Here is an 11,501-nt window from a genome sequence, read left to right as displayed (position 1 = left end):
TCATCGTGCTCAGCCTCTGGGGCTGGTTGACGAATTTACGAGTCGGGCGCTAACGCCTGCCACTGTAGGAGCGAGCTTGCTCGCGAAAAACTCATACACGACGCGGGCTACCTGATAGCGCTGCGTTATCGTTTACGTTTTTCGCGAGCAAGCTCGCTCCTACAAGTGAAGGTGCGTCATAGCCAGATGGCATCCCATAGTGGGTACAGACCAATGTGCTCGACCAAACCAGCACGCAAAGGATTCGCGACGATATAGCGAGCCATTGCTTTCAAGTCCTCCTCACGACGCAATGCCCGATCGAAATAGCCTTTTTGCCAAAGCGTCCCGTAGGAACCCCTCGCACTATTTATCGCGCGGGCACTTCGCGACTTGGTTATTCGCATCAACCTTGGCAAGTCGCCATTGTGGAGTTCGACCAGCCAATGAAAATGGTCAGGCATCACGACCCAGGCCAGCGAGGTCGCCTCACCGTCTTCCTGAGCTTTCCTGAATTCGCTGACGAGCAGGCGACCCATGCGCCAGTCCTGAAAAACTGATTGCCGTTGGTAGGTAACAGCCGTGATCAGGTACACGCGGCCAGATTCTGAATAACGCCCGGTGCGTAGCCGATAGGCATTTTGTTGCGTGGACATTCCGTCGTCCTCTTCTGTGATTGGAAGAGAAACGGTAGGAGGCACAACATCCAAAGGCCTTTAAACAGTGGTTCTGAATATGTCTTGCCTGTGTAGGAGCGAGGGGGACGCCTAGTTCTTGCTCGCGAAAAACGTAAACGATAACGCAGCGCTGTCAGGTAGTTCGTGTCGCCGATGAGTTTTTCGCGAGCAAGAACTAGGCGTCCCCCTCGCTCCTACAGGAAGACGGTGTAGAATCGGGCCTATTCATCGCCAGTCATCCCCCGGCGGGTTTATGAGCTCAAAGCCAATGCGCACGGCGATCCCGTCACGTTTGCGGCAACTTCCGGACACCAGTGCCATTTTTCGGGTGTTCCAGACGTCAATAGAAGCTCACTCCCCTTTGATACCTGATTAGCCGCCCGGAGTGCTCAAATGCCCGATTACCGCTCGAAAACATCCACCCACGGCCGCAACATGGCCGGCGCCCGCGCATTGTGGCGTGCCACGGGGATGAAAGATGACGACTTCAAGAAGCCGATCATCGCGATTGCCAACTCGTTCACCCAGTTCGTACCGGGCCACGTCCACCTCAAGGACCTGGGCCAACTGGTCGCCCGCGAGATCGAACGCGCTGGCGGCGTGGCAAAAGAATTCAACACCATCGCCGTGGACGACGGCATCGCCATGGGCCACGACGGCATGCTGTACTCGTTGCCGAGCCGCGAGATCATCGCCGACTCCGTGGAGTACATGGTCAACGCCCACTGCGCCGACGCCATCGTCTGCATCTCCAACTGCGACAAGATCACCCCCGGCATGCTGATGGCCGCCCTGCGCCTGAACATCCCGGTGATCTTCGTCTCCGGCGGCCCGATGGAAGCCGGCAAGACCAAGCTTGCCTCCCATGGCCTGGACCTGGTCGACGCCATGGTCATCGCCGCCGATTCCAGCGCTTCTGACGAGAAGGTCGCGGAATACGAGCGCAGCGCCTGCCCGACCTGCGGTTCGTGCTCCGGCATGTTCACCGCCAACTCGATGAACTGCCTGGTCGAAGCCCTCGGCCTGGCGTTGCCGGGCAACGGTTCGACCCTGGCCACCCACAGCGACCGCGAGCAATTGTTCCTGCAGGCCGGCCGTACCATCGTCGAGCTGTGCAAGCGCTACTACGGCGAGAACGATGAGTCGGTGTTGCCGCGCAACATCGCCAACTTCAAGGCGTTCGAAAACGCCATGACCCTGGACATCGCCATGGGCGGTTCCACCAACACCATCCTGCACCTGCTGGCCGCTGCCCAGGAAGCCGAGATCGATTTCGACCTGCGCGACATCGACCGTCTGTCCCGCCATGTGCCGCAACTGTGCAAAGTCGCGCCGAACATCCAGAAGTACCACATGGAAGACGTGCACCGTGCCGGCGGGATCTTCTCGATCCTAGGCTCCCTGGCCCGTGGCGGCTTGCTGCACACCGACCTGCCGACCGTGCACAGCAAATCCCTGGCCGAAGGCATCGCCAAGTGGGACATCACCCTGACTGACGACGAAGCCGTGCACACCTTCTTCAAGGCTGGCCCGGCCGGTATCCCGACCCAGACCGCGTTCAGCCAGTCGACCCGTTGGGACACCCTCGACGACGACCGTGAAAACGGCTGCATCCGCAGTGTCGAACACGCCTACTCCAAAGAAGGCGGCCTGGCCGTGCTGTACGGCAACATCGCCCTCGACGGCTGCGTGGTGAAAACCGCCGGTGTGGATGAATCCATCCACGTCTTTGAAGGTCGCGCCAAGATCTACGAAAGCCAGGACAGCTCGGTTCGCGGCATCCTTGCCGACGAAGTGAAGGAAGGCGACATCGTCATCATCCGTTACGAAGGCCCGAAAGGCGGCCCGGGTATGCAAGAGATGCTCTACCCGACGTCGTACCTGAAATCCAAAGGCCTGGGCAAAGCCTGCGCCTTGCTGACCGACGGCCGCTTCTCCGGCGGCACCTCGGGCCTGTCCATCGGCCACGCTTCGCCTGAAGCTGCTGCCGGCGGCGCGATTGGTCTGGTGCAGGATGGCGACAAGGTACTGATCGACATTCCGAACCGTTCGATCAACCTGTTGATCAGCGATGAAGAACTGGCGGCACGCCGGGTTGAGCAGGACAAGAAAGGCTGGAAGCCGGTAGAGAAGCGTCCGCGCAAAGTCACGACCGCGTTGAAGGCCTATGCCCTGTTGGCGACCAGTGCCGACAAAGGTGCTGTGCGTAACAAGGCAATGCTCGACGGCCTGTAAGCCTCGCGCATAAAAAAGCCCCGCCTGGTGCGGGGCATTTTTTTGCCTGGCCGTTCAACCGGTTTTTGCCTTTTACCCTGGGCGCGATAAAGTGCGCGCCAGAATTCTCATGGATGGTTCCCACATGGACGCACGTTTGACCTTTCTATACCCGACCGCAGGGTGTGCTTCTTTACTGACCCTCATCCTGACCGGTTGCAGTACCCCTCCGAGCTCTCAAGCGCCTCAAGTACATCCAGCCTTGGCACTGTTTAATGAGGCACTGACACTACCGGCGATGGACCACTCCATCGTGCGCGAAGGTGATCGGATCACCTACATGGTCGAGCTGAAACAAAACCCGGCAATTGTTCGGTTCGACGCATCGTGCACCCAAGGTCCAGGAAGAATGTCCTACCCGACTCGGACCAGTTTCAGACCATTTGCCAACTTGGATGGAACGGGCACCGATTTACCTGCCCCGCAAGCTCAGCAATTGCAGCACAGCGCGCAACTGCAGAACGTCTGCAAAGCACGGCCCGCACCCGATTGGCGAGCGTTGACGGCAGCGGTTGATCAGGATTGGTTGCTTCTGGACCGCAATAGCCTGGAACAAAACGGTGGGCTCTTGTACGTATGGGCCGCGCACCGTTATCAGCACTACCAGATCATCAAGAACTCGTTGTTGGTGGCGCAAAACCAAGAGCGACTGGCCCTTGATTGCACAAAGCAAACGATCACACGCCTGAGCCAATTCAATCTCGACGACGCTCGGCAGGTCGCCAACGGCAGTGTCCAGGTCCAGCTCGATCCAACGCCGCTGAAGCAGGCTTCTGCCGACCACCAAGAGGTATTCAAGGCTGCTTGCCAATCACCCGCAGCGCTGGGCCGGCTACCTGAGGCCAAGCCGCGCCAGCCACTGGCGCCGGCCATCAGCACACCGGTTGCCAATCCGGCAGTGTTAGCGGCCATCCGAGCCCTGGAACTGCCGGTGCCTCCAAGCGCCCTGGGCCGATTGGACTACGACTATGAGGCCGTGCTCTTCAACGGCGCGCGCATCGGTGATCAGACAAAACAGACACTCATCAGCACTGATGCCGCGTCCGCTCAGACCCTCGTGCAAACCGAGGACTCCGCACTTGGGTTTTCTCTAGATCTGACGTTCAGAGGCCTGTTTGAATTGGCAAGCCACAAGATCGACCGCAAAACCGCTGAGAAAAAGACAGAATCACGTGCCTTGGTGGCGTTGAGCTTTCAAGGCGACTGGCGCAACTTGCCCCTCGACAGCCACGTCAGTTACACACGAACCTGGTCAAAATCCGTCAACCCGGACGGCAGCCCTTCGCTCGAAACCAGCGAGCCAAGGACGGTGACCTGCCGCGTTGTCCGTGAGCAACCCGCAAGCAGCTTGAATCCAGCCTTACACGGTTCGGCCAGAATGCTGGAGTGCATCACAATGAAAATGCCCAAACAGGACTGGACCTTTAAATCATGGTACCTGGCCGACTATGGGCTGTTCGCTCAGGTGCAGGAGAACACAATGCTTGGCGTGTGGAACTGGGATCTGAAATCGGCGCAATGATTGCGAGGGGTTAAATACCCACAATCCTGGAAGCACTGAGTATCCAATGTGGGGGCAGGTTTGCCCGCTCCCACAGGGACCGGTGTAGCGCTTTAGAACTGCGGTGTGTAGGTCATCGTAAACATCACATTACGCGGATCGCCATAGTAGTTGCTGCCCCAGGTCGCGTTGTACGCCGGGATGTAGTACTTCTTGTCGAACATGTTGTTCAGGTTCGCCGCCACGGTGAATTCCTGATTGATTTTGTAGGCCACCCGCGAATCCCAGAGGGCGTTGCCCGGCACATTGAAGTTGCGGTCATAGGATTCAGTGCTGCTTTGCGCGGTGACACCGGCGCCGACGCTGACTTTCTCCCAGTCACCCGACAACTGGTAATCACCCCACACCTTGAGCAGGTGCTTCGGGGTCCAGGTGCTGAAGATCTTGCCTTCGTAAGTATTGTCCTTGAGGAACTTGGTGGTGTTGTAGGTGTAACTGGATGCCAGTTGCAGGCCAGGCAGCACCTCACCGCTCAAGGTGGCTTCAAAGCCCTGGCTGCGGACCTTGCCCGACGCGACCGAGCAGTACCAGCCACCACAGTTCATCGGCCCTTGCAGGTCCTGCACGCCACGGTTTTCCTGGTCGTAGCGGAAGATCGCAAACGAGGTATTGAGACGACCATCGGCCAATTCACCTTTGAGGCCCAGTTCGTAATTTTTGCCCTCGATAGGCTTGAGCATGCTGCCGGATGTAGTCAGGTTGGTCTGGGGTTCGAATGCATCGGCATAGCTGGCGTAGGCCGACCATTGGTCATTGAGGGCATACACCAGGCCTGCGTACGGCGTGACCCGGCCAGTGGTCTGGGTGGTGCTTTGAGTAGGGGCGTCGTACACACCCTGGAAACCGCTTTCGTCGATGTAGGAAAAATCATACCAACTGGTACGGGCGCCAACGATCAGGGTCAGCGGGTCCAGCAACTGGACGCGCCAAGTGCCGTAGATGCCTTTCTGGCGAATGTCATACCAGTTCTTTGACCCGGAGCCGTCCTGGAATAATTGATATTTGTCGCGCTGCACACGGTTGTGGTCGATGTTGAAGATATCCGCACCGTCGGTGGCATCCCGGGCGTACAGGTCGTGGGTCGTAAGCTTCGAGTAATTGGCGCCCAGCACGAGTTCGTGGCGCACCCCCAGGGTCTCGAACTTGCCGTTGACGTAGACGTCCACCCCACGGCTCTTGTTGTTGAAGTCAGTGACCCAATCCACATAACGCACATTGCCGGTACTGCCCGGATTGGGGATCTCGTCCCACGTCGCCTGATAAGTGGCATCGTTGTGTTCATCCATGGCCACCACGGCGGCTTTCAATTTCCAGTCGTCGTTGAAGCGATGCTCCAGGTCGGCGAACACTTGGTTCTGGTTGTTGACGCTACGGTTCCAGCTGGCACCGACAAAGGTCGAGCGCGCAAGGCCGATGTCGCTGCCATTGGCATAACGCGGCAAAGACATGAAGTTCGGGCGAGAGTGACCTTTCTGGTTGCTGATGCCCACGCCGACGGTGGTGTCAGGGGTGAAGTCGTAGTCCACGGCGGCATACACCGTCTGGTTCCAGCTGCCGGCGTAGTCGACAAACGAGTTGGTGGTGTCGTAATCCGCCACAAAGCGGCCGCGCAAAGTGCCCTCGGCGTTCAGCGGGCCGCCGGCGTCGACCTGGGTGCCATAGTGGTCCCAGGAGCCTGCCTTGGCGGTGATGGTGACTGTCGGCACCTCCTGGCCACGCTTGCGCACCAGGTTCATGGTGCCACCGGGGCTGTTCGCTCCTTGCAGCAAGGCGGCCGGGCCGCGCAGAGTTTCCACACGGTCGTAGATCGCCATGTTTTCAGTGAGGTAGCTGCCCAGCGCGTAGGTGTTACGCGGGATGCCAACACCGTCGTATTGCAGGGTGCCCACTTCGAAGCCACGGGAAAAGATGAACATGCCGGGGCCGGGTGATTTGGTCGCCGTCAGGCCCGGGGTGCGCTTGACCACTTCGGAGAGCTTGGTGGTGTTCTGGTCATCCATCTGCTTGCGGGTCATGACGCTGACCGATTGCGGGATATCCTTGAGTTTCTGCTCACCCTTGCCGATGGTCACTGCGCCGGTGGTGTAGGAGCCGGTGCCTTCGGTTGTCGTCCCAAGGTGCTCGGCGCTGATGGTGGTTGCGCCCACTTCAAGAGCTGTGCCTGATGACACACGCTTTTCCAGGGTCACGGTATCGGCGTTGATAAAGGCCGCACTCAACCCCGTTCCCGCGAGCAACCGCGCCAGAGCGTCCCGCTGCCCCAGACTGCCACTGACACCGGTCGATGCCACACCTTGCGTCAACTCACTGGGCACCAACACCTGAATCCGCGTCACCGCCGAAAACGCCGCCAATGCGCCGTCCAGGCTTTGTCCCGGAATATCGAAGCGGTAGGTCTGGGCCTGAGTGGTCTCGGCGGCCTGCAGAGACAACGGCGCAGTGCCGCAAGCCAAGGAAATGGCCAGCGCCAGCAAGGGCCGTGCGGCGAATCGGTGTGCCATGGGTGGTGCTCCCCGGTGCAAAAGTCAGTGAACGGGCGCGGCACTACTTGAGAGTGCTTACTATTTACGCCTCAGTGATCAAGGACGATGGCTTGGGGAGAAACCCTGAAAGATTTTTGAAAAAGATTCGCCTAGGACGCTTTGCCTTCGCGCAACACCAGCAAATACGGGGTGTAATGCTCGGCACGCAGGTTGAGGGTGTATTCCAGTGCCTTGATGACCGCGTCAGGTTTATCGATCTCGAATACGCCGGACACCACGCGATCGCGCAATGCATCGCCAAACACCAGCGTCTTGCCCGGCCAGTAGCGATTCAGTTCGGCCACCACTTCAGACAGCGGCTGCTGGCGAAACACCAGTTGCCGCTGGCGCCAGGCAAACCCGCTGGCAGGGTCGAACGCGTGGACTGCGGCCAAGCGTTGATCCTGATACTCCACCGCTCGCCCCGGCTCCAGGTACACCGGCTCACCCACGCCGGAGCTGACCTGAACCTTGCCCTGGGCGACCTGCACCTGAGTCTGCGCATCGCGGCGAGCAACGCTGAACTGCGTACCCACCACCTTCACCCAACCGTCGCCGGACTGCACCACGAAAGGCCGCGATGGATCCTTGGTCACACTGAAAAATCCCTCGCCCCTCAACAGGCGAACCTGGCGCTCACCGGCGCTCATGCGGATCTGCACAGCGCTGTCGGTGTTGAGTTGCAGCTGCGAGCCGTCCGCCAGTTCGACGGTGCGCGACTCGCCGGTGCCGGTGGCGTAATCAGCCCGCAGGCGATCCAGCCATGGCGTGTTCTGCAGCGTCAGGCTGACGGCCAGCAACACAGCGGCAGCACAGGCCCAACGACGCGCCGGCTTGCGCCAGGCCGCTTGCTCGGCCCGACGAATCACCCGCGCTGGCTCGCGCAGGCCACCCAGCATCGCCTGAACTTCCTGCCACGCATCATCCTGGGCGGCACCCCGCCCGAGCCACGCGGAAAACGCCTCGATTTCAGCCGCCGTGACGTCTTCAGCCTGAAGACGGAAATACCAGCCGGACGCTTCGGCAAACAACTCGTCGGCAGAGGGTGCGGCGCTCATGACCGGCGTCCTTGTTCATCACAGGCCAGTCGCGCCTTGATAAAGGCACGGCATTCGATCAAGGCCCGACGCAATTGGTATTCCACACTGCGCGGGGTGATCGACAGGCGTTCGCCAATCTCGCGGTAGGAAAGTTCGTCGACATGATAAAGCAGGAAGATCTGCCGAGTCGCGTTGGGCAGCGCCAGGATCGCGTCCTGCATCAGTTGCTCCTGTTGATAGGCAGCCAATTGCTCGTCGGCGCTTGGGTTGCTGCAGGGCAGTTCTTCGCTGGGTTCGCCGGCATCCAGGCGGTCGCGGCGGATGGCCTGACGCTGGTGGTCGCGCACCAGGTTGCTGGCGATGGTGAAGAGGAAGGCCGGGAGGTTGTCGATCTTCTCTCCGGAGTCCAGCCGGGCCAGGCGCAGGAACGATTCCTGGGTCAGGTCGGCGGCCACCTGGGCACTGCCGGTGCGGCGGGTGACGAAGGCTTCGAGGGCCTTCTTCTGCTCCGCGAACAGGCGCGCGATCTGCGAATTCCAGGAGAGCACAGCACTACCTTGAGAAGAACGGGATGTTCAGGAAGTGCGCACGCTAGCAGAGGATGAGATTTGTTCGCAATTGATATCTATTTTAGGCTGGGTTTTGTAGTGCTATTCAGACAGCCATCGGGGGCAAGCCCCCTCCCACCATTTGATGTGTGAACACCTTAAAAATGTGGGAGCTGGCTTGCCTGGGACGCAGGCGACTCGGTGTTACTGAATCTCGTCCGGCTTGACGATCACCCAGTTCTTGTCCGCCGTCACCGGCAACCCTTCCTTGGCCTGGGCCGCCGCATGCTTGGCGATCATGCCGTTGAGTTGGGTCATGTATTTGTCCTTGCGGTTGATCCACAGGTGGATGCCGCCCTTGGCCACGTCCACATCGTGGAACAGCATGTAGCCGTCGCTGGTCGGCGTATCGCCACCGACGATCACCGGTTTTTTCCATTCATCGATGTAGGTCAGGATTGCCGCGTGCTTGCCGGCCATCCAGGTCGCCGGGGTCCACAGGTAGGGGGTCAGCTCCAGGCCGAGGTTGGCTTTTTCGTCGTATTTGCCGGCGGCGATCTGTTTGCGTGCGGTGGTCAGTTCGCCGGTCTTGCGGTCCTTGAGCAAGGTCGTCACGCCGATGACATTCTCGGGTTTGACGTTGTAACCGTATTTCGGATCAGCCGCGACCATGCGCACCAGTTCCTCTGATGCGGCGGTCATCACGTAGACCTCAATGCCGTTTTCCATCAGCTTGTTGTAAAGCTCGGCCTGGCCGGTGAAGACTTTCGGCGGCTGTACCTCGGATGTCTTCACCACGTCGCCTTCGAAGTAGCTGACCGGCACCGGCTTGCCGGAGGCCATCAACTCATCCACCTGGACCTTGAGTTCCTTGAGGGTGAAGCCTGCAAACACCTGCGCGACCCACGGGTAGCAGACCATGTCGTCGACTTCGCAGAGGCGGTAGTAGTAACTGAACAGACTTTCCTTATGGTCGGCGGTGTCTTTGAACGGCATAAGCTTGAGCGACGGATCGAGGCTGTCGCGGGTGATCAGGCCCTTGTTTTCCATGTAGGGCAGCAGGGACTCTTCGAGGTCGTAGCGGTAGCTGGTGTTGTCCATGTCGAACACCGCGAAATTACCCTTGTTGGCGTTCGCGGCGATCATCTCGTTCAGTTGTTTGGCGGCAGGTGCCGGCCAGTGTTTCAACTCGGTGGCGGCGAACGCCTGGCTGGCGAGTCCGAGGCAGAATGCGGCGACTAGTAGTTTCGGCGCGAGCTTCATAGGCGTTGTCTCCCTGAGTGAAAGACATGAACGCTAACAAATCCCTGTGACAGTTCCCAACGCAAGCACGACGGTGCGCGTCCTGATTCCGTCACGGGCGTATGCCTGAGCGTCAAACGCTTATTCCAAAAACGACAGTCACCATTCCATATTGGTATTAAATCAATATATTTCAAGCTGTTAGGATTTCCGGTTCGCAATCGCAGGCTCACGCGATTGGCTGCCCTCTCAACGGAGCTTCAATGAATCTGCCCCTGATCCTCAACTTACTGGTGTTCGTGGCCCTGTTGCTGGGCCTGGCACAAACCCGCCGCACAAACTGGAGCCTCGCCAAGAAGGTCCTGTTCGCGCTGGTGCTTGGCGTGGTGTTTGGTGCGGCGTTGCACGCTATTTATGGCGACGGTAACCCGGTCCTCAAGGCGTCCATCGGCTGGTTCGACCTGGTCGGCAACGGCTACGTGCAATTGCTGCAAATGATCGTGATCCCGCTGGTATTCGCCTCGATCCTCAGTGCCGTGGCGCGCCTGCATAACGCCTCGTCCCTGGGCAAGATCAGCTTCCTGACTATCGGTACGCTGCTGTTCACCACCGCCATCGCAGCGCTGATAGGTATCGGCCTGACCAACCTGTTCGGCCTCACCGCTGAAGGCCTGGTGGCTGGCACCCAGGAAATGGCGCGCCTGCAAGTGATCCAGAACGATTACGCGGGCAAGGTTGCCGACCTGAATATCCCGCAGTTGCTGCTCTCGTTCGTGCCCGCCAACCCGTTCGCCGACCTGGCGCGGGCCAAGCCGACGTCGATCATCAGCGTGGTGATTTTCGCGGCATTCCTCGGGGTGGCCGCACTGCAACTGCTCAAGGATGACGTGGAAAAAGGCCAGAAAGTCATCAACGCCATCGACACCCTGCAAGCCTGGGTGATGCGCCTGGTGCGCCTGGTGATGAAGCTGACCCCGTACGGTGTACTGGCGCTGATGACCAAAGTGGTCGCTGGTTCCAACCTGCAGGACATCATCAAGCTCGGCAGTTTTGTCGTGGTGTCGTACCTGGCCCTGGGCCTGATGTTCGTGGTGCACGGCCTGCTGCTGTCCCTGGCCGGGATCAACCCACTGCGCTTCTTCCGCAAGGTCTGGCCAGTGCTGACCTTTGCCTTCACCAGCCGCTCCAGCGCGGCGGCCATCCCGCTGAGCATTGAAGCGCAGACCCGCCGCCTGGGCATCCCGCAATCCATCGCCGGCTTCGCCGCCTCGTTTGGCGCGACCATCGGCCAGAACGGCTGCGCCGGTCTCTACCCTGCCATGTTGGCGGTGATGGTGGCGCCGACCGTGGGCATCAACCCGCTGGACCCGCTGTGGATCGCGACCCTGGTAGCGATTGTGACCCTGAGTTCGGCCGGTGTGGCGGGCGTGGGCGGCGGCGCGACCTTCGCCGCGCTGATCGTGCTCCCGGCCATGGGCTTACCGGTGTCACTGGTGGCGCTGCTGATTTCCGTGGAGCCGCTGATCGACATGGGCCGTACGGCGCTGAACGTGAATGGTTCGATGACGGCGGGTGCGATTACCAGCCAGATCATGGGGCAGACGGATAAAGCGTTGTTGGATGCGGATGAGCATGGGGAGTTGGCGCAGGCCTAACGT

The 11,501-nt window shown here is 59.8% G+C and carries 8 protein-coding genes; 3 read left to right on the top strand and 5 right to left on the bottom strand.

Annotation, left to right across the window (positions count from 1 at the left end):
* Nucleotides 1-176 precede the first annotated feature (176 nt).
* Nucleotides 177-635: a transposase gene (locus J1G35_RS06490; protein ID WP_053127946.1), complete on the bottom strand. Its 459-nt coding sequence runs from the start codon at nt 633-635 to the stop codon at nt 177-179.
* A gap of 414 nt (nt 636-1,049) precedes the next feature.
* Between J1G35_RS06490 and ilvD the strand changes: the two genes are divergently transcribed.
* Both ilvD and J1G35_RS06480 read left to right on the top strand, forming a co-directional pair.
* Complete coding sequence (gene ilvD, locus J1G35_RS06485; RefSeq protein WP_053127945.1) at nt 1,050-2,891, top strand: dihydroxy-acid dehydratase; 1,842 nt, start codon at nt 1,050-1,052, stop codon at nt 2,889-2,891.
* A gap of 124 nt (nt 2,892-3,015) precedes the next feature.
* The gene (locus J1G35_RS06480) at nt 3,016-4,452 is read left to right on the top strand and encodes a hypothetical protein (RefSeq protein ID WP_223014145.1); all 1,437 of its coding nucleotides are present in this window, start codon (nt 3,016-3,018) and stop codon (nt 4,450-4,452) included.
* A gap of 92 nt (nt 4,453-4,544) precedes the next feature.
* Here J1G35_RS06480 and J1G35_RS06475 read toward each other — a convergent pair whose 3' ends face one another.
* The 4 genes from J1G35_RS06475 to J1G35_RS06460 form a co-directional block, all read right to left on the bottom strand.
* Entirely contained in the window at nt 4,545-6,992 is a 2,448-nt protein-coding gene (locus J1G35_RS06475; RefSeq protein WP_223014143.1) for a TonB-dependent receptor, read from the bottom strand.
* A gap of 131 nt (nt 6,993-7,123) precedes the next feature.
* Nucleotides 7,124-8,071, bottom strand: a complete 948-nt coding sequence (locus J1G35_RS06470; RefSeq protein ID WP_223014141.1) for a FecR family protein — start codon at nt 8,069-8,071, stop codon at nt 7,124-7,126.
* Nucleotides 8,068-8,601, bottom strand: coding sequence for an RNA polymerase sigma factor (locus J1G35_RS06465; RefSeq protein ID WP_223014139.1), 534 nt, complete (start codon nt 8,599-8,601; stop codon nt 8,068-8,070). The genes J1G35_RS06470 and J1G35_RS06465 overlap by 4 nt, the downstream gene beginning before the upstream one ends.
* A 204-nt stretch (nt 8,602-8,805) precedes the next feature.
* Nucleotides 8,806-9,864 carry a hypothetical protein gene (locus J1G35_RS06460; protein ID WP_053127943.1) on the bottom strand — a complete coding sequence of 353 codons (1,059 nt, stop codon included), beginning with the start codon at nt 9,862-9,864 and terminating at the stop codon, nt 8,806-8,808.
* 242 nt (nt 9,865-10,106) lie between these two features.
* Between J1G35_RS06460 and J1G35_RS06455 the strand changes: the two genes are divergently transcribed.
* Nucleotides 10,107-11,498 (top strand): L-cystine transporter, encoded by a 1,392-nt coding sequence (locus J1G35_RS06455; RefSeq protein ID WP_223014137.1) that lies wholly within the window; start codon nt 10,107-10,109, stop codon nt 11,496-11,498.
* The last annotated feature ends 3 nt before the right edge of the window (nt 11,499-11,501 follow it).

The sequence above is a fragment of the Pseudomonas sp. SH10-3B genome, assembly GCF_019891415.1.
GTDB lineage: Bacteria > Pseudomonadota > Gammaproteobacteria > Pseudomonadales > Pseudomonadaceae > Aquipseudomonas.
This window is presented reverse-complemented; position numbering and strand designations above follow the sequence as displayed.

What these genes read in the sequence shown, in the direction of transcription:
- J1G35_RS06490 (WP_053127946.1), bottom strand. Translation starts at nt 635, where the DNA reads ATGTCCACGCAACAAAATGCCTATCGGCTACGCACCGGGCGTTATTCA.
- ilvD (WP_053127945.1), top strand. Translation starts at nt 1,050, where the DNA reads ATGCCCGATTACCGCTCGAAAACATCCACCCACGGCCGCAACATGGCC.
- J1G35_RS06480 (WP_223014145.1), top strand. Translation starts at nt 3,016, where the DNA reads ATGGACGCACGTTTGACCTTTCTATACCCGACCGCAGGGTGTGCTTCT.
- J1G35_RS06475 (WP_223014143.1), bottom strand. Translation starts at nt 6,992, where the DNA reads ATGGCACACCGATTCGCCGCACGGCCCTTGCTGGCGCTGGCCATTTCC.
- J1G35_RS06470 (WP_223014141.1), bottom strand. Translation starts at nt 8,071, where the DNA reads ATGAGCGCCGCACCCTCTGCCGACGAGTTGTTTGCCGAAGCGTCCGGC.
- J1G35_RS06460 (WP_053127943.1), bottom strand. Translation starts at nt 9,864, where the DNA reads ATGAAGCTCGCGCCGAAACTACTAGTCGCCGCATTCTGCCTCGGACTC.
- J1G35_RS06455 (WP_223014137.1), top strand. Translation starts at nt 10,107, where the DNA reads ATGAATCTGCCCCTGATCCTCAACTTACTGGTGTTCGTGGCCCTGTTG.